Consider the following 23,362-nt stretch of genomic DNA (forward strand, 5'->3'; position numbering starts at 1 on the left):
GCAGTGAGCATCGTATACGGACGAAGCGATCTACCAAAGGCGGAACTTTTTATGGGTCCGCCTTTGGTTTTTTTATGCAACAAAACCGCTTTTATGCATTTGTCCGGTATTTCCCCTTTCCGGGTTCCAAACTTTGTATTGTCAAATCTTAATCCCCACATCGATATTGGAATTCATGCGGATTGTCGGCCAGCTTGGCATCTTTCAATTGGCCATATACATGGTTGACGGCCAATTCTTGCATACCATACTGATCAATATTGGGGTGGTTTTTCATAAAGCAAAGATTTCTCGCCGCCTAAACTCCAATGTACCCCTTTGGCTTCCCATTGACGATAGTGATCGCCGGGCTACGCCGGTTGAATTTATCTCTCCTGCTCCTTGTGCGCATATCAACCGCCTGGGAAAATACTCCTTCAATACCAGTCCGGATCTTGGAGTCAATGGGTTACGCCCTTTGAGGAAACCAAAACTAAATACTTAGTCCACTAATGCCGCTTTTCGCCCAACTGGATACTGCTGGCGAATTCATTTTGGGCACTAAAACGGTATATTAGAAGATCAATCAAACCGTTTTGATTACGAGCCTTCATGAGCCAACCATCCCCCCCCGTTCCCCTTTAAACTGCTCAGGTTGATTTAGTTGGACCTGCCCGGCAAGACTACAACCGGGGCGGTGGCAGGCAAAGGCAGGGGAAGGCTTCGCAGCTGCCGATTTTCAAGTGGATTGGTCAACCCAGCAAGCGACTTACCCCCAGGGGCATTTGTCTCAATCTTGGATTGTCACTCAGGAAAAGGGCCAGCCTCGTGTGTTCATCAAATTTTCCCGCAAGCACTGTGTACCCTGTGTGGTTCGGAAGAAATGCACCAAAATGAAACGGCGGGGTGTCAAGCTGCGAGCCGATGCCCATTATCAAGCTTTGCAGGCAGCCAGGAAACGGGAGGGGCAGGAAAGCTGGCCCTTGCTTTATTGCCAGCGGGCAGGCATTGAGGGAACCCTTTCACAAGCTGAACGCGGTTTTGGACTGCCGCACCGCCGTACCGGACGATCCCGTTATACGGGATTGACCCAAACCCACCTACAGAATATTTTTGTCGCCACGGCGATCAATCTGTACCGGCTGGTGGATTGGCTCAACGAAGTGCCTTTGACCAAGACACGTCAGGCCGCTTTTGTGCGATTAATTCCTCAGAATCTTGCCCCAAATTGAATTCGCCAACAGTATCCAGTTGTAATGAGAACCTCCAATGGACACCCTATCCGGTGCTCGCTCTTGGAACCGGCACTACCGGATTATAGCAGCGGCACCGAAACCCTGAACTCGGTAGCCGTTTCATCCACGGTGACTCCGCGGGGGCTTAGGTAACGGTACAGTGATTTTAGACTGTTCAAACCCTGCTTATTAGACGTTTCAACGAAACTCTTCCGTTGTAAGCTATTTTGCACGAACAACGTATCGGTTTCGGTGTAAATTAGGATGTTCAACGGACTGTCATCGCTGACGATGTTGTGCTTGATGGCATTTTCGAGCAGGTTTTGCAGGGTTACGGGTACAATCTGCCGGGTTAACGAATCGGGAGTGACGTCGATGCGGATGTGCAAACCGTCCCCGAACCGGGTAGTTTGCAGGTCGATGTAGTTTTGGGCAAACGTAAGCTCGGCCTCAAGGCTAACGAGTTCCGAGTCTTTGTTTTGCAGAATATAGCGGTAAATCACCGACAATTTCCGCAGAAACGTTGAAGCATCTTTGGGCTTGGTCAGAATAAGACTGTTGAGTGAGGTCAGGCTGTTGAACAGGAAGTGAGGATTGAGGTGGTTGATCAGGTTGTGGTACTGGATTTCGGCCTTATCGCGTTCCAGCCTGGTCATCTGGATTTGAAAATGATGCAACCGTGCTGATTGTCGGAGTCGATACCGATACAAACTGTACAGTAAAGCCAGGGCGATAGCCACCAGCAGGGCCTGAAACCAGCGGGTGTTGTAAAAAGCCGTGGCCACGTGAACGCCCAGGGTGGTTTCCCGGCCCCGCAAGTCGCCCGCTATGGCTTCAACCCTGAAAATATAATCGCCACCGGGTAGTTTGGTATAAACGGCGTTGGTTTGGGTACCCGACTCTTTCCAGTCATCGTCGTAGCCTTCCAGTTTGTACCGGTACTGTTGGTTGACCGAAACCGCCAGCGTACTGAACTCAATCATAAACGAGTTGTCATCTGATTTTAGCCGGATGGGGGACGTTTGGCCGTGCAGCAGCAGGGTGCTATCATTCAGCCGGAGCCGGTTCAGCAGCACAAGTTCCGGTCGACGGGCGGGGCTCAGGTTTTCGGGTTTGAACTCGACCAGATGACCTTTCTGGGCCGACAACAGGTGGCCATTCCGCATTGGAAACAGGCAGGCGCTGTACACAGTCGTGTACTCGTTAATAGGTAGCCGGAAGTTGAGAACCTGTTTTTTACCCGCTGTAATAACCGAAATCAGATTCAGGTTAGCCACCCAGGTATTACCGAACCCGTCGGGTCGGGCGGCCGTGCTTTGGCTCTGCGTCATGGCGTCGTTTTCGGCCCGGATGGTATCCCTACGACGCACTGGGTCGTACGTTACCAATCCACCCATATCGGTAGCCATCAAAAAGGAACCGTCCCGGTCTTCGGCTAGTGAGTTAATCGTATTTTCGTAATCAGCCTGGTGGGTATCGGTCACAATAAATTCTTTTCGCTGCGGAGAGAACCGCGCAAACCCTTCGGGAAAAATGTCCAGCCACAAATTGCCCCGCCTGTCGAGCAGGGTTTGACGTACCAGAAACCGAGGATCGGTACTTGCCGACCGAATTGGGTAAGTTTTCCACTGCTGCCGTGTTAGGTCGTAGGCGAACGCCTGTTTGCCATCACCAAAGACCCAGTACTGATTGCCAATAAGCCGAAATGTTCGAAGATGAACCAACTGTGCCGCTGGGTGCAACTCTATAGTCTTAAATTGGTGCGTCAGCATATTGAAGCGATAGACCGCTTTATCAGACCCTATCAATAACTCATTTCCGCACTGTTCGATACCCGTAACGGGCATTCCCCAGGGGTATTGACTTGTTTTATTGGGCAGTCGATAGACATCGAGCCGGTTGGTGGCCGGTACGTAGTGCAGCAACCCCCGGATGGAGGTGCCCAGCCACCACGACCCATCCGGGTCCTCGATATAGGAGATGATGCCCCGCTCGTCTGTCAGGGCTGGGAACAACGCTTCCAGGTCATATACATCGTATAATGTTCTTTCCGGATTGGTGTAGGCCAGGCCATTGGCCGTACCAAGCCAGACGGTCCCGTCGGATTGCTGCCAGCCAGACAAGATGAAATCGGCACCTAACGAAGCGGGTTCGGATTTGGCGTGGTGAAGTGGCGTTACCCGGTCTGTTCGGGAGTCGATATAAAACGTTTTGGCCCCCCAGGTACTCACCCAAAGGTTATGCCGCCTGTCTACGAAAATAGTGGCTACGAAAAACTCGACCTGGTCCTGTGGGGTGTCGGGCCTGATCCGCTTCAGTATCCGCTGGCTGCGCAGGTCATACACCACAATGCAACTGTCCGTGTGGTCCGCAATGAGCAGGTGATTCCCATCTACGGCCAGGGCGGACACATCGTTAGGGTTCAGCACAGGACTATGCCTGGGGTTATTCATGTAGGTGGTAAACTGCCGCCGAACCGTGTCGAAGTAGCGCATACCATGCGCTTCCGCCATCCAGAAACCCGGCCGGTACGGGTCCTCCACCAACCCGTTGGGCAACGTACGCACGCCTCCGGTGCTGTCAGTCGCATAGGCCGGATAGTACTGCACCACTCCGGTTTTGGTGGTGTAGCCGAACAGGCCCAGATCACGGCTGGTAAACCAGATGTTTCCCGCCCGGTCGCAGCGGATATTTTTGCAGATACCCAATGCCTTATTTCCGACGGAGGTAATGTGCTCAAAGCGACCGGTCGCTTTATCGTAGCAACTGACTCCGTTTTCGAACGTTGCCCATATACGGCCCTGCTTATCCTCGCAGAGGGCATACACCTGGTTGTTAAGCAGCGAGTGAGGGTTATTGCGCTGGTGGCGGAACTGGACAAAATGGGTGCCGTCGAAGCGGTTCAGGCCCGTGTTGGTGGCGATCCAGAGGTACCCCTCCCGGTCGTGAAGCAGATAATGGATTTTGCGGGACGAAAGCCCATCCTGCTCCCGAATGTGTCCAAATTCAAAGCGTGGGGGCCGTTCCTGAGCCTCTGTTTGACTACCCAGGCCCATCAGCAACCCAAGCAGCCAAACGCCAAATACGGGAATGTAGGCGCTCATTTTTCCAGCCATTTTCGGAAGGTGGGTGCTTTGTCGCGGCTGATGTCGATGCCAAAGGACTGGTTGGGCGCTTTCAGGACGAGTTGTAGCTTGAGGTTGGCCAGGCCTTTCAGCGTCTGTACGGCATTGATATGAATGAGACACTGCCGACTGGCCCGATAGAATACGGCGGGATCGAGCAGCTGTTCGATTTCGTCGAGGGAATCGTAATCCAGAATGTAGCGTTCGCCGGCGTTGGTCACTAAAAAAATCAGCTGATCGCGGACAAAATAGGCGATGTCGCTTATTTTGACGGGTACCCACCGATTGCGGGCACTGCCCAGGAAATGCTCTTTGAAAGTAGGCTTTAAGGGCGAAGGCAGGTTGAGCGCATCCATTAGTTTTTGCACGTCGAGCCCAGCCTGTCCCATTGGTTTGGCAAACTTCCGGGCCTTACCAATCGCCTGTTTCAGCTCGTCGTGGTCGACGGGCTTGAGCAGGTAGTCGATACCGTTGACCTTGAAAGCCTGAATGGCATATTCGTTGTAGGCCGTCGTGAAGATGACCGGACACGAGATCTGGTACTTACTGAAAATGGTGAAACTGACTCCGTCGGCCAACTGGATGTCGGCAAAGATCACATCGGGTTCGGCGTGTTCGGAAAACCAGGTCAATGCCGTTTTTACACTACCGACGATACCCACCAGGTGAATGGTCGAATCGACCTCGGCAATACTGGCGGCCAATTCTTGCGCTACCAGTTTTTCATCTTCGATAATCAGAGCATTCATGATACAGGCTGGAAAAGGAAATTAAAACTACCTGTAAATCTGTCATTTTCAGCAGTGCCCCGCACTATTTTTGAATACGGGCCGTCGAAAATCGGCCACCAATGACGCGGAACCAGCTTCCAATTGTAATGCCTCTGCTCGTGAGTGGCCTTGAAACCTGACTGAAAACGACTCATTGCTTAAAATTAACGATTCGTTCGGAAATACTGTGTTTAAGATCCCACGTCCACTTCCTTTACTACCCTATCATCCATATCCGACTTGTCATGCCCTTTCCAATGACCCAACAACAAGTCCGACTCGTCAAGCAGACCTGGAAACTACTGCGCGAAGTAAACCCCATTTTGCTTGGCGATGTGTTTTACGGACGGCTGTTTTTCAAATATCCGTTTCTACGCCCGCTTTTCAAAGGGCCGATGGATGCCCAGTACCGGAAATTTTTCGACATGCTCAGCCTCATCGTGGCCCGTATCGACCTGCCCGATACCCTGGGGACGGAAATCGCCGCCTTGGTCCGCAGCCACAATGGCTACGGTGTCCAGCCCTCCCATTACGAGGACGTGAAAGCCGCCCTGCTCTGGACGCTGGAAATGGGGCTGGGCAACGACTGGAACGAGACGGTCAGACAAGCCTGGGAAGCCTGCTACGATGGTTTGGCGCAGTTGATGCTGGCGGAGGAGTGAGCTAGGGAAGTCAGTGTCGTTTTCCGGCTAAAAGCTGGCTCCTGTGTAGGCAGGTTCTCTGCTTTTGGTGAGAATCACACGAAAGCAGAAAGGGAGTTCTTTCCTGTGAACCCCAAATCAACAGCAACAATCTTCCACCTGGAAAATCCGGTTGCGGTCGATTCCCCACGATTCATACCCCAACCGCTACGGTTCGTTGCAAAATTTTTGAAACGTAGAAGGGGCAAACTGCACCTTTGTCTGAAATCGTTCATAGGTCATTCACTCACCTTCCTCCCATCCTCTATTAGCCATGAAAAAACTACTTATCTGCAAATTAGCTTCCCTATTTTTTGGCTTTCTGGCCATTGGCTTTTTTGCCAAAATGCAAACCGTTGCCCTGTACCTGCATCATGGCGATTTGCTGGGCGCCGCACTGGCTTTGCTGAGTGCCATTTTCGGTTCGCAATGGATCGAGACAGTGGATGGATAACACTCCGCCTGCCGCCGACGGTCAGTTGGCCAGTAGGAGGATCGGCACCCAAGCACACCTATACGCCGCTCAAGAGGTGAGGGTAGGAATCACCCAGAACCAGTAGTTTGGTTTGGAGATCCCAGCATGTGCTGAATAAACGGGTTGAACCCTATACCATAAAGATCAATACACCTTAAAAAGCCTCTATATAATGAACACGAAAGCCATCAGCTACCGGATCATGCGTTTCCCCCTGTCACAAATAGCACTTGGCATTACTATCTGCTGTAGCATTGTGGCTATCGGACAGGTGGGCGTTATTCAACTTTTCAAGTTAACAGCACTTGACGTGAATACCGTCAACCTGATAAACGCTGTCGTGGCCGCCATTCTCATTGTTGGCAGTTACGCACTGTGGTTCGGCTACTACGAAAAGAGACCTATTTCAGAATTGTCGTTAACCGGAATGGTCAGCCAGTTGATGATGGGAGTTACCCTGGGCGCGGTTTTGCAATCCCTGACCATTCTGGTCATCTACCTTGCCGCAGACTTCCAGATCATTTCCACTAATTCATTCCGTTTCGTCATTCCCGCACTGGCAGTTGCTTTAGCCGTGGCGGTTGTCGAAGAAATTATCATTCGGGGGATCATATTCCGTATTATCGAAAAAAGGTGGGGAAGTTACGTGGCGCTGCTTCTTTCGGCCTTGATCTTCGGGGTCATGCACCTGGCCAACCCCAACAGTTCCCTGATCGCAGCGCTGGGACTTTCCATACAAGCCGGGCTTTTGTTAGCTTCCGCGTACATCTACACCCGAAGTTTATGGTTTCCCATCGCCATCCATTTTGCCTGGAATTTTACTGAATCAGGAATTTTCGGCGCCAAGGTATCGGGAAGCGCACTGAGCAGGAGTTTGTTAGTTACGAAGATCGACGGAGCCGCGTGGATTACCGGCGGAGAATTTGGTCCAGAAGGATCTGTTCAGGCAACGCTATTTTGTTTACTGGCAACGATCTGTTTGCTACTGATGAGTCACCGCCAAAACAAACTGCTACCGCCTGCCCCTCCCCATGACTTATTATATGGTGACCCAATAGCCCCATAACAAAAATCTGAGCAATTCATCCATTCACCTGTAAACGCATAGCTACCATGATGATTCTTGTGGCCGGGCCATACCGCTCCGGCACGAACGACGATCCGGCTCTGATGGCCGAAAACTTACATCGGCTCGAAGCCGTAATCTTGGCCTTGTTTCGGGCGGGCTACCTGCCCATGATCGGCGAATGGGTTGCCTTGCCGCTCTGGCACCTGGCGGGTGGTCAAACACCCGGCGACGCGGCATGGCAGGAAATTTTGTATCCTGTCGCGCACCATTTGCTTGATCGGTGCGATGCCATCCTGCGTCTCCCCGGCGAGTCAAAGGGAGCCGATGAAGACGTTCGGTTGGCTACTGAACGCGGCCTGCCGGTGTACCATCGGCTGGATGATGTACCGGGGATATCTTAACCCTATAAACAGGTGCTGCCTACACCAGTATCAACCACCAAAACATGACTACGAAAAAAACAATTCTCGATGACTGGTCTGTCAAAGACCTCGAAGACGGTTCTTCCCTGACCGTTACGGTCGTTAACTACCCCGAATTGGGCCATCAGTCGCTGCCCGGCCTTCAGGTACTTTGCATGGGCACTATCCTAAACTATGAACCCGGCATCGTGGAACGCTGGGCGTATCAGGCCAGCAAAGTGGGCGTGGAGGAGTACCTGATCGAAGACAACTCCTGGCTTATGCATGATGACCGGTTTGTGAAAAACTACCTGATTCTCGGCTCGCCCCTAAAAATGAAAGTGTCGGTGAAAACCCGCACCTCCCAGATCGTCAGCCGGGAGTATGACCTACCGTTCGACGTATAAATATTACCGTTTATGAAACGCTATATGAAGCCGTTGCTGATAATCCTGATGCTGGGAAATCTGATGTGGATTGTTCCAACTTGGAACGCGTCGAACCGGACAAAGCGGTCTGATCCGACCATTCGCATGCCCCAACTCGATTTGGTTGCCGATAGCGCAGTTTCCACCGATACGCGGCAGGCCCGGCAAACGGTGGTTCGCTTTCTAACTTGGTATAAAAATCATATTCAGGAAGCGAACCGGATTCCGCTTGTCAACCAGACTGCCGGGAAGCCGTATTCGGTGAATCTGAAAAATGGGGAGCGGTACCTAACTTACCTGAAAAGCAGCCACCGGCTGACCGATGCCTATCTCAATCAGTGGCGGGTGTTTTTTAGGGAACGGCAGGCGGGCTTCCGCCAGAGTCCGCAGTTCGAAGGGCCTCCCACCGGCTTCGATTACGATTTGGTGATGCTGACGCAGGACGTGGATACGCAGCTTGACTCGCTCAAATCCCTAAAAATGGGCAAAGTTACGATTTTAGGCGACCAGGCGACGGTGGGGTTTACGCTGCTCGATGTTTACGAATTTCGGCTCGTGCGGCAGAATAGACGCTGGCTAATCGACGAAATACTCAATCAAAGTCAGGAATAACAATGGAACTATCGACCATGCAGAAACTTGACGATTGGATGACTGCCCACTGCTACCCAGACAGCTACGCCATCGGCAAGCGAATCATCCACGAGGGGTACGGTTTATACCGCGACGGGAATCAGTTCGTGTGGTTTTACACCGAACGGGGTGCGCGCGACAACCTGCACTATTTCCAAACCGAATCAGATGCCGTTGCCTACGTCTTTGCCGCCATAACCAGCGATAAAACGGGAAATAGGCACCTGATTGGACTGGTGACGACTACTCAGGAACAAGTATTGCTCACCGAACTCGACGCGCGCGGGGTACGATATTGGAAGGATGAAATTCCGTTTGGTAGCCTGCACGACAAACGAAGCCGGATTTTTGTTTTCGGCTGCGACATCCGCCGGGTACCGGACCTGCTGGAAAAATACGGAATATGGCAACAGGGGAACTAACAAACACGCACCGATCGGAGGGTTGCACCAGACTATTCGCCCCATTCTAAACCCTGTAAAAATGACTACGGTCAAAATTCTTAACGGTATCAACTGGCTCCTTATCGGGGTGTACGGCGGCCTTGTCGTCTGGGCCTTGCTGCAAAAGGCGAACCCCTACAATGATGCCGGGGGTGGCGAAATGGAGGTCGCCCTGAAAGGTGTCGGCGTTTTTCTGTTCCTTGTATTGGCCGGGCTGAACTGGCTGCCGCATACATGGACAAAAATCGTCACCCTACTGCTCGTTGTATCGCTCCTCCTGTTAATCCGTTACATCAGTACCCACTAAGCCCACTTTACTGACCTCCTCCATGAAACTATTCCATATCCTACTTTCTCTGCTGGGCCTGGGCCTTCTGGCGGCTTGTAAAAAGTCAGGTTACCAGACCAAAAATGGCTTCGTGTACTACAAAGACTACCGGATGGATTCGGCCGATTACAAATCATTTGAAGCGTTGAACAGCGTTTTTGCCCGCGATAAAAACCGGGGTTATTACCGGGGCATTGAACTCGAACCTACGGTCGGAACCAGCTTTACCGCGCTCGACGACTATTATGCCAAAGACCACGCGGTCGTTTACTTCTGTGATAATTACATTGATTTCAAGTTGTTCGAGACTACCCGGAGGAATAAAATAATCCGGGTGATACAGGCCGATGCCGCTTCGTTCGAGGTGATCGGGAATGAATATGCCTACGCAAAAGACAAGTTTCGCGCTTACTATCAAGGGATAGGTTTTGCCGTGGCTGATGTCGCTTCGTTTGTGCCGCTCGACCCCCATTTTGGCAAGGACAGCCGGGTGGGTTATTTCCAACAGGCCCCTATCAGGGGCAGTGACGGAAAGTCCTTTGCCGTGGTAAGCCGAAATTTTGCTAAAGACAAGCGAATTGTTTATTACTGCTGGAGCATTGTAGACATGCCCATTGGTGGCGTTACGTCGGGGGTTCGTCCCCTCCCGAACGCGCTGCCTGATTCGTTCACCGCCGTGGGGCTGTATTATGCCACCGACGATAACCACGCATTTTACAAGGATAAACTCATTCCCGAAGCCGACCCGGCCACATTTGCCCAGTGGGAGGAGTTGTACACTCAATATGCCCGCGACAGCACCCGGATTTACTTCCAGCATCACTGCATCCTAAGTGCCGACCGGCAGACGTTTGCGCTCCTGGCCGATGACTACGCCCAGGACAGCCAAACCGTTTTCTACCAGGACCACCCTCTGGCTAAGGCCGACCGGACCACTTTCACGATGCTGGAATATGGCTACGCCAAAGACGCCCGTCATGTGTATTACGAGGGGGAAATTCTGGCCCGTGCCGATCCGGCCTCGTTCGCGATGGTAACCAACGAAGCCGACCGCGACGCCGCCGACAAAACCCATTCTTACGCAGCGGGCCGCCAAATTACCCAAACCAACCAAGCATGAACTTAAACCAGCACCCTACCCTCGACCAACTTTGCAAACTCGTGGCCAGCGTCGATGACGACCGGTACTCCCACATTCTTTTCGTGACCAAAGATGGGGAAGTCCACCTTCCTCCCCTTAGGGCCGACACCGCCAATGAAGACATCCTTCAGTTCGTGCTGGATTCCTTTATGATTTCCAAAGGGTACCTGGGTTGGCAGGCCGCGCAGGATCCGGAATGGATGGACGAGCTGTTTTCAGAACTGAACGCCCATTGGGTGGAGAAGACAATCGGCTTTGCCTGGCAATCCATCTAGAGTACCCTCCGCACAGCACAAAATCACAAACCCCTAATAAAACAGCCTCATGCCAATCACACCATTATTCATCTCTTTATGGGTCCTACTCATGCTATCCGATCCAGGCTATGCACAGACGCCAAAACCCGCCATTAATTATTTGGGGATTCAGGCACCGATTTCCGTCCAAAAAAACACCTATCGGTTAAGCTGGTCGGCCCACCCGGATGCTTCGCTTTATAAACAGGAATACCTGGTTGCTGGCGATGACTTTCCGAAGTACAAGTCGATGGTGGGTATTGATTGTATGCTGACCGAATCAACGGTAGACCAGGCGGTGGCTGCCAAACTACGCGAACTGGATAAACTGAAACGCACCAATCCGATTGTCAACTACGAAGTGATCAAGAATCCCGCCACGGGTGAAAAAATCATCGACTGCCTGATTGGCAACAATGCCGCCAATGAAAGGGATACTCTGGTGGAGCGGGACGTATTCCGGTTTAAAGCCGTCAAGACTAAATCCGGCCAGCGAGGCATTCTGCTGTTCATGATCAGCATCCGAAAATATGGCTCAGAAATTTCCCCGTTTCTGACTAAGCTGAAAGTCGAAAAACAGCTTTTAGTCAACGAAGTAGCTGAACTATCAATGCCCGAAATTCAATTAAAGAACTAGTGAAAGAGCTTGTCGTTTACTCCAAATTGCTTTTTAGTGCGGATTGGTCAAGTACCGAAATTAAACAGCACTCCCTCAAAAAGCGAACTCTCTTTATGAGTTCCAACCTACTGTATGGGCTTTTGTGTCCCGCATGTACTTTCGACACCGAAGGAATGCATTGGCTTTGGGCCGACACCCCACCAGTTGCCATGCTTTTAGCCTTCGCTACGGGCACATTGGGGGCCTTGTGGGATAATGAAAATAGAAAATTGAGACAAGAAAGGTAAGCTCAAAAAACCATCTAAACCAGAGAAAAACGAATGAAATACGTCGGAATCGGGTTCCTCATCGGCCTGGCAGGCTACATCCTGGCGGCCTTTCTGAGCTACTACCTTATGGGCAAGTTTTCGTCTAATGGGCACGACCGGAGCGTCGAGGCCAGCATGACGAGCATTTTCTTTCTCGGCCCGATTGGTTTCATCCTCGCATTTATTGGGGGATACCTTTGGGCTAAACACACGTTTTAAATCGACTACCATGTCCGAAGATATCTTCTCCTCTAATCGGCAGTATAAGGTAAGTTTTGACAGTTATGAGATGCGGATGAGCCACTGGATCGACCAACCGTCGCTGATTCGGGAAAGCGACAGCGCCTGTCTGTTTTCGATCAACACGGATGACTGGTCGGCCTGGGAGGTGAGCTGGTTGGATGAATCGACCGTAACACTGGTGATGCGGAAATACCCCGGCCTGATTGATTGTACCATCGAACTGAATATCGCTACGAACGAAGGCCAAGCTATAAGCCGAAGGGCTTCGGTAGTGGGCAGTTTTTCATCGGTGAAAGAGTGGGTGTTAGGCCTAACATAAAGGATTATCGGTACTGAATTCCGATGGAGCTGTACCCCTCTTTGGGATCATAAGATGCCTGTGCGTCTCCCCAGCAAACGGGCCTTCGCGCCCCAATTCGTTGCAGAGCCAAACCCGCAGGACAGCCAGCATTTCCAGTTCCCGTTGTTCCGACCACGAATCCCAGCCAGCGGTCAGGTCGAAAGGGTCATGGTACACCAACAACTCGATCTGTTGCAGGGCCTTGGCACAGTAGCCGAGTGAGATAATGACGTAATACTCCTCTACGACCATGTTTTTAATGGTTAGCCATTGCCAACCGTTCCTGTGGTCGACAAACTGCTTAATCTCGCCGGGCGGGTAGGCCGATGTATCCGCCAAAGTATCCCCGGCATGAAGCTGGCAGGTATCCGAAAGACGAATTGAACCCGTTTCTTTATCTATCATACGTATTTAGAAAACACACAACCATGCCAAGCTCAACTCTTTCAGCCGACATAAAAGTAAAACACAGATCCTATTTTAAAGACAAAAAATCAGACGTTGACTATTTTGAAAATTGGGTCAGTCAATTGGAAAAAAATAACGGGAGGACGTACGAACGTCATACCGTCGCAACGTCCTTGGGAGAAACACACGTTTGGGGCTTCAATACCCAACATGACTACCCTGACACACTTGTAATATTTCCGGGAGCACGAACGACGTCGCTCATTTGGGATTTTGACAGGGGCCTGGACAACCTGAACCATCCCATGAAAATCTACATGGTCGAAACCAACGGGTTGCCCAACCTGAGTGAAGGGAACACTCCCGAGATTCACTCGTTGGAGTATGGGTGCTGGGCGACGGAGGTACTGAATGGTCTGAACATCGAAACTGCCTACGTAGCCGGAGCTTCGTTCGGCGGGCTAATCTGTATGAAGCTGGGCCTGCTCAGTCCAGAACGGATCAAAGCGGCTTTTCTGCTGAATCCGGGCTGTTTGCAACCTTTTTCCCTTCGCCTCAAAAACTTATACTACAATCTTTTGCCCATCCTGCGCCCGAATGAAACGAATGTTTTGACATTTTTAGAGCAGGCGGTTTTCTGCAAACCGAATCATCAGCTTTCCCCAACCGCCGAAAAAATGCTGGTCGACTACGAGGTTTTCGCCTTAACCCGGTATAAAGACAACACCCAAAAGCCCTATTACATGGATAGGCAGCTGGCCCAGTTCACGGTCGACACCTTCCTGCTTGAAGGGGATCAGGATTTACTGTTTCCTCACCAAAAGTCCATTGACAATGCCAGAAAACACATGAAGTCACTGAAACAAGTCGTCGTATTTCCTAAGGTCGGGCATGGGATTGAAACTTACGATAAGGCTCTGAATTTCATCGGGAAAACTATTCAAAAATCATGACGGAGCTTACTCCTTCAGCCGACAGCCCAACCGCCGAACCCAGCCCGCACCTGAGCTACTTCCACGAAGGGCGCGGGGGCACGATCCATTACACCAGCCCCGAAACGAGTTTCGATATGTGGTACGAGCTGGCTACCGCCCGCCTTGGTTATCATCGGCATTACAGAACCCAAGTATTGGGAGTACCAAACAAAAACACCCCTTGTGCAGCGCGAAGTCATCCTGCGATTCATCGGTCAGCAGGTGATCAATGATAAGCTTTCAGGAAACGGTTATTTCATATTTGACGACCAGATTATGTCAATTTGTCGGGGTAAAAACCCAGATCCTGACTAACCCATTCGGATTGAAGAATTCCATTGACCGATTCACAACGGGCTGAGCAGGTATTTTATGACGAACAGGATGACCGCCTAGCCAGCCAACTAAATGCATTGATGGCTTCGGCAATCCGGTCACAGCGCATGAAAAACACGCACACCGGCTGCTGTAGATGCTCGAAGGGGAGGCTGGGCAACCACGTAAACCGATACGGTCAAACAAGCGTGGGAGGGCCGCTACGCTACCCCGACCAGTCGAAGCTCACTATGTGAGACACAAAGACGGCATTACTCCAGCAGGTTCTCAGAAGCCCTCCGCCACAGGTACGGAGGTTTTTTTGTCCAGTTATTATGAGAGAACCCGTCGTGAACCGAAGCTCATAAACGACTCACCGCCGTTGACTTACGTTTCAACGCCAAGATTACAGCAGCTCGGGACGAAACTTTTGACGCCCTCCCACACGCCCCCCACCTTTGTATCACAATAAAGCAGGGGAGGCCGAAAACCTGAAATCGAGTAGGCAAAAAACGAACAGTATGTAACATTTTGTAAACCAACAAAGCCATGTTAAACAAAACCCATTTCAAGAGCCTGCTGGCAGGCGCATTCGCTCTGGCCGGTTCGGCCACATTCGCCCAAACGACCTCTGCCCCTGATCAGCTCACCGTTGGGGTGTATCAAACCGGCCAGCCTAACAAAATCCGTCTGTCCGTTGAAAAGCAACCAAACGCGCTTGTCTTTGTGCAATTGCTGGGCCCGGGAGGTAAGCAACTCTACCAGGGCGCCCTACCCAAAAAAGGGACAAGTTCAGCCAGATCTTTGATATGAATGAACTCAGGGACGGGGCCTACACGCTGCGCATCACCCAGGGCAAGGAGGTCATCGTCAAACCGATTCAATTGCATACCGATGCGCCGGAACCCGTGGCTCCATTGCGGGTCGTGACGCTCGGCAAATAAGCCCGAAGTGTTTCAATCGATCCATTTCACGAATCAAAACAAATCCCAATTATTAAATACACCTTGAACCAATGAATATTTCAGTTTTCAAAAATACCCTTTTTCTTGCCTTAGCGATTGGCTCCGTTGCCTGCCAGAAAGACAGCCCGGTGGGGCCCATGCCGCCTGACGCAACCTCAAGAGCCACAGCGCGGCTCGGAAGTGAGGGTATCTCACCCAACTCTCCCCATGTGCACAAGCTCACCAAACACGGTGAGGCTACCCTGACGTACGATAACGATGGCCGACTTCTGAACGTAACCACCCCCGTCCGTGGCAGTTTGGCTATCCAGACCGATTACACCTACAGTCCCGGTAAGATCAGAGCGTTTACGCATCAGGGAAAGATCAGACTGCGGGATGAAACCTTTATGCTGGATGCCAGCGGCCGCTGCACCGAATCTGCCGAAGCGATTACAGTTGTCAACAACAATGTCCCTCTCCATTACTTAAGGGAGTGGAAGTTTGCCTACAATGAGAAGGGCCAGTTAGTGAATTACCAGAATAAAAACAGTTGCGTCGGTGGATTCGGGTACGCTTACAATGCTGACGGCGACATGGTCTCGGCGACGGAAACGACGGGAATATCGAGCAGTTTTGCAACAAAATTCAATTACAGTCCGGCAGGGAGCGACCCGGTCATTAGTGATAAATATCCGTTGAACGTGATAGGGGTGAACGAACATGACGCTTACCTGCGGATTTTCGGTAAGCCGGGCAAGCACCTGGTCACACTCGTAACCCCGCAGGCTTCACTCGATGGCGACTATTACACCTACGTTCTGGACGCGGATGGCTATGTGACCCAACGAAAGCAGTACAAACTGACTGGTGCCGCCCTAGTCGATACCAAGTCGTACGCCTACGTGACAGCCGACCTGGGAATGCCGTTCTGAACTGCCTGCCCGAGAAACCCGGGGCGTACTGCCCCAATTTACGGGACATGTAACCCCGACAAATGCCCTCCCGTGTCCATGCCGGTGGGCTTTCTGTTTTTAGACTACCGGACCAATCCCCTGCCGTTGAGACGTTTGGCCCACTTAACGACTCAGAGTCCATTACCAGCCATTCAAAGCCAGATTACGCCTACTTACGCCAAAATTTTTGAAAGACGAGCCTGCCTGCCCCCATATTTGCTTCATAAGTATACCTGTCTCCTTCTAACACCCCAAAATCATGCATCAAAAAACATCTGCCGCCTTCATGGGCGCGTCATGGCTGGCTCTCGGAGTGGGTATGCTGGGCTACCTGATCGACCTGTGGCGGTCCGACATGCTGCTGAATGAAAAGGGCTTCTACTTCACCGTGCTGATGTACGGCATTTTCGCGATGGTATCGGTTCAGAAAAGTGTGCGCGACCGTTTGGAGGGCCTTCCGGTGACGGACCTATACTACGCTATCTGCTGGTTGTCTACCATCCTGTCTAGTACGCTGCTGACGGTTGGCCTGTGGAACGCAACACTGTTGCCAAGCGAAAAGGGATTTTACACCTCTTCCTTCCTGATGGGTTTGTTCGGAGCCATTGCCGTCCAGAAAAATACCAGGAACAATCAGGAAGTTTCCAGGAAGGATTAATTGGATTCGTAATCACTCACCTTCTTTTCGTGGTACCCATGAAAAAACTAATTATCCGCAAATCCGCCACGCTTTTTTTTATCTTCTGGATATCGGGTTCCTGACCCGCATGGCTTCGGTACCTGCTGTTTTCGGCAATTTTTCCACTGCTTACTGCCTCCGAAATCTATGCCCAAACCAAGGACATGGTCGATAACGACCCTATTTTTAGGGTATAGATTTCTTCTTTTTTCTGGACTAATCTTCCCACTAATTATTACTATCACATTTTTAATCACTTTACAAATTACCATGAAAATGAAAACCATTAATCGAAGCTTAGCTCATGAAATAAAATCTACACTTTTCAAAAAAGCACCCTTCCGCCAATTGGCTATTTACACCCAACGATGTTCTCTTCTGCTTAAACTTTCTTTCGCTTTTTTGCTGGTTGCGGTACAGGTTCAAGGTCAAGGTCAAGGTAGTATTGACGCGCTGCATAAGCGAAACCAATTCCGGATTGGGGTAGGAGCTGATTACATCAAGACGGTTGATCTTTTGTATTCAACAAACATGTTTAAGTCGATCAGAACAGAGGTTCAGCTCGAATATTCACACCAGTCAAAAAAAGGCATTTTCTGGTCTGATCTCCATGTATTTTCAGGGGCGTTAATACCCAATTCTGGGTCTGATGTTGAAATATACGCAAAGGAAACGGATATTAACGGCGTTGAAAGTACTGAACATAAAGTGCTTGAAATTAGTCAAATAGGTTTCAATCTACGGTTGGGCTATTTACACAAAATGCAGCAAGTAAGAAGTTCATCCAATGCATTATACATTGGAGGAAGTTTGGAAGAAAATTTAACCTACATACCCGGATTTATCAATATCGGCTTAATCAATAACGGCTCATTCAATGCCAAAGCACGGTTCGACTATTTTTTAAGAAATGGCAAACCAATCTTTTTAGAATTGGGAGTTCCACTTGCTTCGGTGGTAACCCGGATGCCCTATCATCAGTCGCCGGGAAGGCCCGATGAGTCGGTTTTGAAATCTTTTTTCACGGGTAACAATAAGCTGGAAACACTCAATCATTTTCAAAATGTCCGATTTTCAATAAAGTACCCTTTGTTGGTAAAAAAGCGCATCGCTTTGGATATCATGTACGCAGCGTCCTGGATGCATTACTACAAACCCAATCACCTTACGGAAGCAGGCAGTCAATTATCTCTTGGTTTTACTTTTTAACATATACCTCCTAATGAAAAAGCAAATAACAGTACTCGCAACAATTCTAATGGGCGTACTTATCTCTTTCACCTCCTGTCAGGAAATGATGGTTGCCCCTGAGGTCGACAATTCCAATGAAAACAATTTTCGGCAAATGTGGCAGAAATTTGACAGTCATTATGGACTGTTCCTGGTTAAAAATATCGACTGGAATAAGGTGTATACCTCTCACCTACCGATGGCACAGGCGGCAAGAACCGACGCGGAATTGTTTTCAGTCCTATCCTCGACCGTGCACGTTTTAGATGACAAACATATAAACATCTATACCAACAGTCCAGAGCTGACAGACTATAACAGCGGGGAAAACGGACATATCCCAGCTCAGGAAGATTTCGATTTCAAGGTAGTCCGGGAAAAATATCTGACTGAATACCACGCAGAAACAGACGATTTTGGCTACGGAAAACTAACGTCGGACATTGGCTATATCCATATCAAATCATTCCAGGGCGAGTTTTCGTTTTACGAAAAAAACATGGTCAAAGCCATCGACGCTTTGGCTTCCACCAAAGGAATCGTGTTTGACATACGAGACCACAAGGGCGGCTCCGATCAGGTGAGTAAGTACATAGCCGGCCGATTCTCAAGTTCAAAGAAATTGTTCATGACATCCAGGAAAAGAAACGGTCCAGGTCACGACCAGTTTGATACTGCCGTAAACTGGTATGTAGAGCCGACGGGTAAAAGCCAATATACTAAACCAGTCATCCTGCTGACGACTTCCACTACGATAAGTGCGGGTGAGACCTTCACGTTTGCCATGCTGGAGAATGCTAATGTTACCCATATTGGAACTAAGACAGCAGGTGCGTTTACTGATGTGATCGCCCATCAGTTGCCTAACGGGTGGATTATTACCGTCGGTGTAGGCGACTACCGCGGATCAGACGGCAAAAGCTATGAAGGCATCGGGATTACGCCGAAAATTAGTAGTGAAAATAAGAAGGTCGATGTGATTAATGGCGTGGACAAAACTCTGGAACTGGCCCGCCAAAGATTGGAGTGAGAAGTTTAGTATGGTAGTTAACACACTTGGGACGGTCGGCCGCTCATATCTTTGTATTTGATTGAGATTGTCAGAAAAACCGGGTGCCCGGAGGCGTGCAAATTTTGAATAAGACCTGACAGGGGCAACCAGTACCTGGGATCGGCCCGCTCCGGCGTACCGGCTGAGACACCCGCCGGTGATCTTGACCAGGCTGGTTGTGCTGGTTTCCCTGTCCCTTTCCCACAAGCTCCGACAGTACCCATAGACGCGGCTCGATGCTGTGCTCTGCCATCGATGTGCCAGAGCCGGGAAAGTCGTCGGGTCGGGTTTATGTTTCACCTTCTTATCCATCTAGTTATGAACGATTTTCTGCGTTACTGCGTGGGCCTGGCTATTAACAAGGATACGCTCCAGGTTTGCCTGTCGGTGATTGATAATACCGGCCGGGTTACAGCCAAAGCCACCACCAGAGTGGCCAACAAGCCAGCTGGCTTCGCAGCCCTGCTGGCCTGGGTCGCCCGCCACCGAAAGTTGGGACTGCCCCTGACTTACCTGATGGAGTCGACCGGTGTCTACCACGAGGCGGTTGCCTGGTACCTGTACCAGCAGGACCAGCCGGTTGTTATCTTGCTGCCCAACAAAGCCAAGCACTACTTTAAAAGCTTGGGCTACAACCGGGCAGCCGGCGCTGTCCATGAATGACAAGATCGACGCACAGGGATTGTCGCGGATGGGCCTCGAGCAGCAACTGCCGCTCTGGAAGCCACTTTCCAAAAACCTGTACGCCCTGCGGCTGCTGACACGACAGCACCAGCCGTAAATCTGCTAGATTACTGGACAATCAGGCATGGCTGTCATTCAGGCTATCCTAGCCGGACAGCTTGAACCAGAACACTTATTCCCTTTAAGGAGATAGAATTATAATTTATAAGTATTTGAAAATCATCATTTTACAGAATAAACTGAAAAAATGTTGATTTGATTATCAATAAGTTATAGAATCTAATTTTACGAAAGTATAACCCGAAAGGCAATAACAGGGCTGGTCAGCCAGCGGGTTAAAAAGTCCCGTCAGGAGATTACTGATGCTCTACATACAGGGTTGGTGGCGGGAAGAACTGCTCTTCGAATAACAGGCTTCTCTGGATTTTTACCGACTGTATGAACGGAAGATCAAAGAATGCGACTAAATCATTGAAACGTTTTTGCCGGGCCGCCGGGGCGGTCAAGTATCTGTGTACGACTACGTGCAAAATTCAAAATCAGACCAAGAAACTAGTATTTATGGCCTCACCGTTTAAATCCCGGTACGCTGGAGGCCCCATTTGGAAGAAGAACCCCAGCAAGCTTATTAAAGTAGCTTATGGGACGGTGTACAATTAGGTACAGAAGCTAAAATCAGCAGATAAACTGACTTCTTAGTTTCTTAACGTGTCGAACCGCCCCGTTTAATGAAGAACCCCAGTAACATTAAACTGACTATCGAGCATTCATTGCGTTGGCTAAATGTAGAATGGGTGAAATGAAAAATTTACATTAATCTGTCTATATTTATTGCTGAATATTACTACCTTTTCTTTAATCGTAGCATGTCCACACTTTACTCATATTTTCCTTAATGGTAAATTCATGGAGCTCTACCATCAAAGGTTGTTAGATTTCATCAGCAATACTCTGGTTATTCCGCCATCAGACGAAGCCGCCATCCGGCAGTATTTTGAACCTGTGTTCATGCCTAAGGGTACCCTTGCCCATTCACCCGGAAAGATTCCCGGGTACCATAACTTCATTGTTTCGGGTTACATGCGTAGTTTTCACTTGGATATTGATAACAAGGAAATTACTACGGATCTCAATAACGGCCCGCGGTTTTTTACCTCATACGCTCACTTTATGAACCGCACAGTTTCTCACGAAACAATCCATTGTATAACAGATTGTGAGGTACTTCGGATCAGTCGCGCCAATGTCGAACTTAGGGCCGAGGCAAGTTCTACGCTAAAAGACTATACAATACGTATACTTCAAAAGCGCTTGGCAGAGGAGAAAGAACGTATCTCTGATCTAGCCAACCTTACGGCTGAGCAGCGGTACCTGAAATTTATGAAAGAAAAGCCGAATACAGCAAGACATGTCCCCCTCTCCTACATTGCATCCTACCTCGGCATAACCCAGAGGCATTTAAGTCGATTAAGAAAGGAGGTTTCTGTCTGATTTCAAACACAAAAAAGACCGTCTGTCCCAATTGGACATTTGTCTGACGACTTCCTGCCGGTACAGAGCTAGTTTTGGTAAATACATCGCTCTGACTCATGAAACCATCCTCCTATTTACAGAATGTTGATATCAACATTAAAATCAAACTTTCAGCCCTATGGGCATCGGTCACCTTCCTGTATTTATACGGCGACTACTTTGAGCTGTACGTTCCGCAAAAGGCCGAGGGGTTGATCAGCGGGCACAATCTGCTGGATAGCCCCGTCAAGCTCCTCCTGGCCGCTCTTTTGCTGGCGATTCCGTCGTTGATGGTCATGCTCTCTGTGCTTACAAAACCTCCCTTGAACCGCTGGCTCAACCTCATTGTGGGCACTTTCTACACCACGATCATGCTCCTGATCGCCGCCACCAGCCTGACTCCCTGGCGGGCTTTTTACGTGCTGTATGCCCTGATTGAAAGTACCCTCACTGCCACAATCGTGTGGTACGCCTGGAAATGGCCTAACGCCTCCCGACATGAATAAGCACACCTCAACAGCCTGGGAACCAAGCCGAAAATTAGGCAGAATCGCCGGGGTACTCTACCTCATCATTGTGATCTGTGGCTTCTTGGGCATCATGTACGCGCCTTCGCAGGTCATGGTCAGGGGCGATGCCCCCGCCACCATGCACAACCTGCTGAATCACGAATTCCTTTTCCGGGCGGGCATGGCGAGCCAGTTGTTGAGTTCGGTCGTGTTCATCTTACTGGTACTCGCACTTTACCGCATTTTCCGGGGCATCCACGCACGCCGGGCGCAGTTGATGGTCGTGCTGGTTCTGGTGCAAATCCCCCTCGTATTTTTGGGCGAAGGTTTCCATCTGGCCGCTTTAATGACCGCCAAGGGTGAACTGATGCCCTCGTTGGCACTGATTCAGCGGCAGGAAACGGTGTATTTGTTTCTGCGTATCTACACCTACGGCAGTATCATCCTGCCCATGGTTTTCTGGGGACTTTGGCTCATTCCATTCGGACAGCTGGTGATCCAGTCGGGCTATTTGCCAAAAATCCTCGGAATATGGCTCATCCTGGGCGGGGTAGCCTACGTCATCGAGGTGATCGATTACCTTTTGCTGGCTGAACGCCTGTCGTTCGTGACCGATTACTTTTTTGTGTTTCATTCGGTAGCCGAACTGGGCACGATGGCCTGGCTGCTGGCCAAAGGAATACAGGTTAAAGAAAGGTCCCACTCCTAGCTTTGTTGCTACAACTCCCGCACACAAGGCCCTGCCTGCACCGTATGGAAAACTTGATTTTTGATTTCATTGCCCGATACATGCCGCTTTCGGAAGAAGAAAAGCAGGCGGTCATCGACCTGGCGCTAATCAGAACCTGCAAAAAAGGAACGGTATTGTTGAGCGAGGGTCATCCTGCCCGGGAGGGGTACTTGGTCCTCAGAGGATGCTTGAGAAGCTACTATATCATCGATGGTGAAGATAAAACCACTTCCTTTTACACAGAGTTCGAATTCTTCGCTCCTGCCGGACTCGTGACCCACAAACCGTCGCAACAGTACCTTGCCTGCTTGGAAGACTGCATTCTTGCCGTGGGAAATCCCGATATGGAAAAAGTCATGTTCAAAAGTTTCCCCGTTTCGAAAACTTATGCCGGATCATTTCCGAGCAAATACTGGCCAGGAATCAGGTTTCTTTCGATGATTTCAAGACCTCCACCCCCGAGCAGCGGTATCTGAAATTACTCAAAACCCGGCCCGATCTGGTTCAGCGGGTACCCCAGCACCAGTTGGCCAGCTACCTGGGCATCACTCCACCTTCACTGAGCCGAATTCGTAAAAGATTGGTGGCCGAAGCCAAAACCCTGGCGGTCAACTGAATTCAGGGGTGACCTTTCCCGGTATTCATTCGGACCCCTTTTTTCTTAATTCGGATGAACGGCCCGCGTCGGGAGTTCCACCTATGCCCAAAAACCAATTTCACAATGTGCCGCTAAATCAGACCACCCCATTGGAGTCAAATTTCAGAAAACTACCTTCAGAACCAGTACCCCCCAGGCGGGAGGTGATTGCTCACTTCCCGCCTGGGGGGTACGATCCTATCCGACCATACCGTTTTTC

34 protein-coding genes are annotated in these 23,362 nt (G+C 50.2%); 29 read left to right on the top strand and 5 right to left on the bottom strand.

Features of this window, described 5'->3' with window-relative positions:
* Positions 1-148: 148 nt before the first annotated feature.
* Positions 149-277, bottom strand: coding sequence for a hypothetical protein (locus GBK04_RS31355; RefSeq protein WP_373331503.1), 129 nt, complete (start codon positions 275-277; stop codon positions 149-151).
* Between the two features lie 532 nt (positions 278-809).
* Here GBK04_RS31355 and GBK04_RS28715 point away from each other — a divergent pair.
* A complete protein-coding gene (locus tag GBK04_RS28715; RefSeq protein WP_373331504.1) occupies positions 810-1,211 on the top strand; it encodes a transposase in 402 nt (133 codons plus the stop codon).
* An 83-nt stretch (positions 1,212-1,294) separates the two neighbouring features.
* On the opposite strand, the gene GBK04_RS28720 is transcribed toward GBK04_RS28715, so the two are convergent.
* Both GBK04_RS28720 and GBK04_RS28725 read right to left on the bottom strand, forming a co-directional pair.
* Positions 1,295-4,330, bottom strand: coding sequence for a histidine kinase (locus GBK04_RS28720; protein WP_152766518.1), 3,036 nt, complete (start codon positions 4,328-4,330; stop codon positions 1,295-1,297).
* A complete protein-coding gene (locus GBK04_RS28725; protein ID WP_152766520.1) occupies positions 4,315-5,088 on the bottom strand; it encodes a LytR/AlgR family response regulator transcription factor in 774 nt (257 codons plus the stop codon). Before GBK04_RS28725 ends, GBK04_RS28720 begins: the two co-directional genes overlap by 16 nt.
* 278 nt (positions 5,089-5,366) lie before the next feature.
* On the opposite strand from GBK04_RS28725, the gene GBK04_RS28730 reads away from it, so the two are divergent.
* The 13 genes from GBK04_RS28730 to GBK04_RS28790 all read left to right on the top strand — a co-directional run bounded on the left by GBK04_RS28730 (position 5,367) and on the right by GBK04_RS28790 (position 12,492).
* The gene (locus GBK04_RS28730; RefSeq protein WP_152766522.1) at positions 5,367-5,771 is read left to right on the top strand and encodes a globin domain-containing protein; all 405 of its coding nucleotides are present in this window, start codon (positions 5,367-5,369) and stop codon (positions 5,769-5,771) included.
* A 292-nt stretch (positions 5,772-6,063) separates the two neighbouring features.
* Positions 6,064-6,243: a hypothetical protein gene (locus tag GBK04_RS28735; RefSeq protein ID WP_152766524.1), complete on the top strand. Its 180-nt coding sequence runs from the start codon at positions 6,064-6,066 to the stop codon at positions 6,241-6,243.
* Between the two features lie 193 nt (positions 6,244-6,436).
* The gene (locus tag GBK04_RS28740) at positions 6,437-7,330 is read left to right on the top strand and encodes a CPBP family intramembrane glutamic endopeptidase (protein ID WP_152766526.1); all 894 of its coding nucleotides are present in this window, start codon (positions 6,437-6,439) and stop codon (positions 7,328-7,330) included.
* Between the two features lie 47 nt (positions 7,331-7,377).
* A complete protein-coding gene (locus tag GBK04_RS28745; protein WP_152766529.1) occupies positions 7,378-7,734 on the top strand; it encodes a DUF4406 domain-containing protein in 357 nt (118 codons plus the stop codon).
* Positions 7,735-7,778: 44 nt separating this feature from the next.
* Entirely contained in the window at positions 7,779-8,141 is a 363-nt protein-coding gene (locus GBK04_RS28750) for a hypothetical protein (protein ID WP_152766531.1), read from the top strand.
* A gap of 12 nt (positions 8,142-8,153) precedes the next feature.
* Positions 8,154-8,774, top strand: coding sequence for a YqhG/Tai3 family protein (locus tag GBK04_RS28755; RefSeq protein WP_373331505.1), 621 nt, complete (start codon positions 8,154-8,156; stop codon positions 8,772-8,774).
* A gap of 2 nt (positions 8,775-8,776) precedes the next feature.
* On the top strand, positions 8,777-9,217 hold the full coding sequence (locus tag GBK04_RS28760) for a hypothetical protein (protein ID WP_373331506.1): 441 nt from the start codon (positions 8,777-8,779) through the stop codon (positions 9,215-9,217).
* Between the two features lie 61 nt (positions 9,218-9,278).
* Positions 9,279-9,545 carry a hypothetical protein gene (locus tag GBK04_RS28765; RefSeq protein WP_152766533.1) on the top strand — a complete coding sequence of 89 codons (267 nt, stop codon included), beginning with the start codon at positions 9,279-9,281 and terminating at the stop codon, positions 9,543-9,545.
* Positions 9,546-9,567: 22 nt separating this feature from the next.
* Positions 9,568-10,686, top strand: coding sequence for a DKNYY domain-containing protein (locus GBK04_RS28770; protein ID WP_152766535.1), 1,119 nt, complete (start codon positions 9,568-9,570; stop codon positions 10,684-10,686).
* A complete protein-coding gene (locus GBK04_RS28775) occupies positions 10,683-10,982 on the top strand; it encodes a hypothetical protein (protein WP_152766537.1) in 300 nt (99 codons plus the stop codon). The genes GBK04_RS28770 and GBK04_RS28775 overlap by 4 nt, the downstream gene beginning before the upstream one ends.
* Before the next feature lie 91 nt (positions 10,983-11,073).
* Positions 11,074-11,640 (top strand): HI_0983 family protein, encoded by a 567-nt coding sequence (locus GBK04_RS28780; RefSeq protein WP_152766539.1) that lies wholly within the window; start codon positions 11,074-11,076, stop codon positions 11,638-11,640.
* A gap of 302 nt (positions 11,641-11,942) precedes the next feature.
* Positions 11,943-12,149: a hypothetical protein gene (locus GBK04_RS28785; protein ID WP_152766541.1), complete on the top strand. Its 207-nt coding sequence runs from the start codon at positions 11,943-11,945 to the stop codon at positions 12,147-12,149.
* Between the two features lie 10 nt (positions 12,150-12,159).
* Entirely contained in the window at positions 12,160-12,492 is a 333-nt protein-coding gene (locus tag GBK04_RS28790; RefSeq protein ID WP_152766543.1) for a hypothetical protein, read from the top strand.
* Here the strand turns inward: GBK04_RS28790 and GBK04_RS28795 are convergent.
* Positions 12,484-12,918: a hypothetical protein gene (locus GBK04_RS28795; protein ID WP_373331507.1), complete on the bottom strand. Its 435-nt coding sequence runs from the start codon at positions 12,916-12,918 to the stop codon at positions 12,484-12,486. The two genes, GBK04_RS28790 and GBK04_RS28795, sit on opposite strands and share 9 nt — an antisense overlap.
* A 308-nt stretch (positions 12,919-13,226) precedes the next feature.
* Here GBK04_RS28795 and GBK04_RS28800 point away from each other — a divergent pair, with 308 nt between their 5' ends.
* The gene (locus GBK04_RS28800) at positions 13,227-13,874 is read left to right on the top strand and encodes an alpha/beta fold hydrolase (protein ID WP_373331508.1); all 648 of its coding nucleotides are present in this window, start codon (positions 13,227-13,229) and stop codon (positions 13,872-13,874) included.
* Between the two features lie 14 nt (positions 13,875-13,888).
* On the opposite strand, the gene GBK04_RS31360 is transcribed toward GBK04_RS28800, so the two are convergent.
* Positions 13,889-14,035 (bottom strand): hypothetical protein, encoded by a 147-nt coding sequence (locus tag GBK04_RS31360; RefSeq protein ID WP_373331509.1) that lies wholly within the window; start codon positions 14,033-14,035, stop codon positions 13,889-13,891.
* 43 nt (positions 14,036-14,078) lie between these two features.
* On the opposite strand from GBK04_RS31360, the gene GBK04_RS31365 reads away from it, so the two are divergent.
* From GBK04_RS31365 to GBK04_RS28860, 14 genes are all read left to right on the top strand, one after another.
* Positions 14,079-14,210 carry a hypothetical protein gene (locus tag GBK04_RS31365; protein ID WP_373331510.1) on the top strand — a complete coding sequence of 44 codons (132 nt, stop codon included), beginning with the start codon at positions 14,079-14,081 and terminating at the stop codon, positions 14,208-14,210.
* A gap of 23 nt (positions 14,211-14,233) precedes the next feature.
* Positions 14,234-14,467 carry a hypothetical protein gene (locus GBK04_RS28810; RefSeq protein WP_152766547.1) on the top strand — a complete coding sequence of 78 codons (234 nt, stop codon included), beginning with the start codon at positions 14,234-14,236 and terminating at the stop codon, positions 14,465-14,467.
* A gap of 292 nt (positions 14,468-14,759) precedes the next feature.
* On the top strand, positions 14,760-15,023 hold the full coding sequence (locus GBK04_RS28815; RefSeq protein ID WP_373331511.1) for a hypothetical protein: 264 nt from the start codon (positions 14,760-14,762) through the stop codon (positions 15,021-15,023).
* On the top strand, positions 15,020-15,154 hold the full coding sequence (locus GBK04_RS31370) for a hypothetical protein (protein WP_373331512.1): 135 nt from the start codon (positions 15,020-15,022) through the stop codon (positions 15,152-15,154). The genes GBK04_RS28815 and GBK04_RS31370 overlap by 4 nt, the downstream gene beginning before the upstream one ends.
* 71 nt (positions 15,155-15,225) lie before the next feature.
* Positions 15,226-16,089: a DUF4595 domain-containing protein gene (locus GBK04_RS28820; protein WP_152766549.1), complete on the top strand. Its 864-nt coding sequence runs from the start codon at positions 15,226-15,228 to the stop codon at positions 16,087-16,089.
* Positions 16,090-16,369: 280 nt separating this feature from the next.
* Entirely contained in the window at positions 16,370-16,768 is a 399-nt protein-coding gene (gene yiaA, locus GBK04_RS28825) for an inner membrane protein YiaA (RefSeq protein ID WP_152766551.1), read from the top strand.
* Between the two features lie 291 nt (positions 16,769-17,059).
* Complete coding sequence (locus GBK04_RS28830; RefSeq protein ID WP_152766553.1) at positions 17,060-17,998, top strand: hypothetical protein; 939 nt, start codon at positions 17,060-17,062, stop codon at positions 17,996-17,998.
* A 13-nt stretch (positions 17,999-18,011) separates the two neighbouring features.
* Positions 18,012-19,049, top strand: coding sequence for a S41 family peptidase (locus GBK04_RS28835; RefSeq protein WP_152766555.1), 1,038 nt, complete (start codon positions 18,012-18,014; stop codon positions 19,047-19,049).
* Positions 19,050-19,388: 339 nt separating this feature from the next.
* A complete protein-coding gene (locus GBK04_RS28840) occupies positions 19,389-19,733 on the top strand; it encodes an IS110 family transposase (RefSeq protein ID WP_373331513.1) in 345 nt (114 codons plus the stop codon).
* Positions 19,726-19,851 (top strand): hypothetical protein, encoded by a 126-nt coding sequence (locus tag GBK04_RS31375; RefSeq protein ID WP_373331514.1) that lies wholly within the window; start codon positions 19,726-19,728, stop codon positions 19,849-19,851. The genes GBK04_RS28840 and GBK04_RS31375 overlap by 8 nt, the downstream gene beginning before the upstream one ends.
* Positions 19,852-20,660: 809 nt before the next feature.
* Positions 20,661-21,245, top strand: a complete 585-nt coding sequence (locus tag GBK04_RS28845; RefSeq protein WP_152766557.1) for a Crp/Fnr family transcriptional regulator — start codon at positions 20,661-20,663, stop codon at positions 21,243-21,245.
* Between the two features lie 98 nt (positions 21,246-21,343).
* Positions 21,344-21,772, top strand: coding sequence for a DUF6326 family protein (locus GBK04_RS28850; RefSeq protein WP_152766559.1), 429 nt, complete (start codon positions 21,344-21,346; stop codon positions 21,770-21,772).
* Positions 21,765-22,484: a DUF4386 domain-containing protein gene (locus GBK04_RS28855; protein ID WP_152766561.1), complete on the top strand. Its 720-nt coding sequence runs from the start codon at positions 21,765-21,767 to the stop codon at positions 22,482-22,484. The genes GBK04_RS28850 and GBK04_RS28855 overlap by 8 nt, the downstream gene beginning before the upstream one ends.
* Before the next feature lie 44 nt (positions 22,485-22,528).
* On the top strand, positions 22,529-22,981 hold the full coding sequence (locus GBK04_RS28860) for a Crp/Fnr family transcriptional regulator (RefSeq protein WP_373331515.1): 453 nt from the start codon (positions 22,529-22,531) through the stop codon (positions 22,979-22,981).
* Positions 22,982-23,362 lie beyond the last annotated feature (381 nt).

Source organism: Salmonirosea aquatica, assembly GCF_009296315.1.
GTDB classification, from domain to species: domain Bacteria; phylum Bacteroidota; class Bacteroidia; order Cytophagales; family Spirosomataceae; genus Salmonirosea; species Salmonirosea aquatica.

Excerpts from the sequence above, each read along its gene's own strand:
- GBK04_RS28815 (WP_373331511.1), top strand. The coding sequence starts at position 14,760 with ATGTTAAACAAAACCCATTTCAAGAGCCTGCTGGCAGGCGCATTCGCT.
- GBK04_RS28730 (WP_152766522.1), top strand. The coding sequence starts at position 5,367 with ATGACCCAACAACAAGTCCGACTCGTCAAGCAGACCTGGAAACTACTG.
- GBK04_RS28735 (WP_152766524.1), top strand. The coding sequence starts at position 6,064 with ATGAAAAAACTACTTATCTGCAAATTAGCTTCCCTATTTTTTGGCTTT.
- GBK04_RS28860 (WP_373331515.1), top strand. The coding sequence starts at position 22,529 with ATGGAAAACTTGATTTTTGATTTCATTGCCCGATACATGCCGCTTTCG.
- GBK04_RS31370 (WP_373331512.1), top strand. The coding sequence starts at position 15,020 with ATGAATGAACTCAGGGACGGGGCCTACACGCTGCGCATCACCCAGGGC.
- GBK04_RS28760 (WP_373331506.1), top strand. The coding sequence starts at position 8,777 with ATGGAACTATCGACCATGCAGAAACTTGACGATTGGATGACTGCCCAC.
- GBK04_RS28750 (WP_152766531.1), top strand. The coding sequence starts at position 7,779 with ATGACTACGAAAAAAACAATTCTCGATGACTGGTCTGTCAAAGACCTC.
- GBK04_RS28820 (WP_152766549.1), top strand. The coding sequence starts at position 15,226 with ATGAATATTTCAGTTTTCAAAAATACCCTTTTTCTTGCCTTAGCGATT.
- GBK04_RS28720 (WP_152766518.1), bottom strand. The coding sequence starts at position 4,330 with ATGGCTGGAAAAATGAGCGCCTACATTCCCGTATTTGGCGTTTGGCTG.
- GBK04_RS28830 (WP_152766553.1), top strand. The coding sequence starts at position 17,060 with ATGAAAATGAAAACCATTAATCGAAGCTTAGCTCATGAAATAAAATCT.
- GBK04_RS28855 (WP_152766561.1), top strand. The coding sequence starts at position 21,765 with ATGAATAAGCACACCTCAACAGCCTGGGAACCAAGCCGAAAATTAGGC.
- GBK04_RS31360 (WP_373331509.1), bottom strand. The coding sequence starts at position 14,035 with ATGCCGATGATAACCAAGGCGGGCGGTAGCCAGCTCGTACCACATATC.
- GBK04_RS28725 (WP_152766520.1), bottom strand. The coding sequence starts at position 5,088 with ATGAATGCTCTGATTATCGAAGATGAAAAACTGGTAGCGCAAGAATTG.
- GBK04_RS28835 (WP_152766555.1), top strand. The coding sequence starts at position 18,012 with ATGAAAAAGCAAATAACAGTACTCGCAACAATTCTAATGGGCGTACTT.
- GBK04_RS28785 (WP_152766541.1), top strand. The coding sequence starts at position 11,943 with ATGAAATACGTCGGAATCGGGTTCCTCATCGGCCTGGCAGGCTACATC.
- GBK04_RS28840 (WP_373331513.1), top strand. The coding sequence starts at position 19,389 with ATGAACGATTTTCTGCGTTACTGCGTGGGCCTGGCTATTAACAAGGAT.
- GBK04_RS28775 (WP_152766537.1), top strand. The coding sequence starts at position 10,683 with ATGAACTTAAACCAGCACCCTACCCTCGACCAACTTTGCAAACTCGTG.
- GBK04_RS28740 (WP_152766526.1), top strand. The coding sequence starts at position 6,437 with ATGAACACGAAAGCCATCAGCTACCGGATCATGCGTTTCCCCCTGTCA.
- GBK04_RS28765 (WP_152766533.1), top strand. The coding sequence starts at position 9,279 with ATGACTACGGTCAAAATTCTTAACGGTATCAACTGGCTCCTTATCGGG.
- GBK04_RS28755 (WP_373331505.1), top strand. The coding sequence starts at position 8,154 with ATGAAACGCTATATGAAGCCGTTGCTGATAATCCTGATGCTGGGAAAT.
- GBK04_RS28795 (WP_373331507.1), bottom strand. The coding sequence starts at position 12,918 with ATGATAGATAAAGAAACGGGTTCAATTCGTCTTTCGGATACCTGCCAG.
- yiaA (WP_152766551.1), top strand. The coding sequence starts at position 16,370 with ATGCATCAAAAAACATCTGCCGCCTTCATGGGCGCGTCATGGCTGGCT.
- GBK04_RS28780 (WP_152766539.1), top strand. The coding sequence starts at position 11,074 with ATGCTATCCGATCCAGGCTATGCACAGACGCCAAAACCCGCCATTAAT.
- GBK04_RS28850 (WP_152766559.1), top strand. The coding sequence starts at position 21,344 with ATGAAACCATCCTCCTATTTACAGAATGTTGATATCAACATTAAAATC.
- GBK04_RS31355 (WP_373331503.1), bottom strand. The coding sequence starts at position 277 with ATGAAAAACCACCCCAATATTGATCAGTATGGTATGCAAGAATTGGCC.
- GBK04_RS28745 (WP_152766529.1), top strand. The coding sequence starts at position 7,378 with ATGATGATTCTTGTGGCCGGGCCATACCGCTCCGGCACGAACGACGAT.
- GBK04_RS28800 (WP_373331508.1), top strand. The coding sequence starts at position 13,227 with ATGAAAATCTACATGGTCGAAACCAACGGGTTGCCCAACCTGAGTGAA.
- GBK04_RS31375 (WP_373331514.1), top strand. The coding sequence starts at position 19,726 with ATGAATGACAAGATCGACGCACAGGGATTGTCGCGGATGGGCCTCGAG.
- GBK04_RS28770 (WP_152766535.1), top strand. The coding sequence starts at position 9,568 with ATGAAACTATTCCATATCCTACTTTCTCTGCTGGGCCTGGGCCTTCTG.
- GBK04_RS28790 (WP_152766543.1), top strand. The coding sequence starts at position 12,160 with ATGTCCGAAGATATCTTCTCCTCTAATCGGCAGTATAAGGTAAGTTTT.
- GBK04_RS28845 (WP_152766557.1), top strand. The coding sequence starts at position 20,661 with ATGGAGCTCTACCATCAAAGGTTGTTAGATTTCATCAGCAATACTCTG.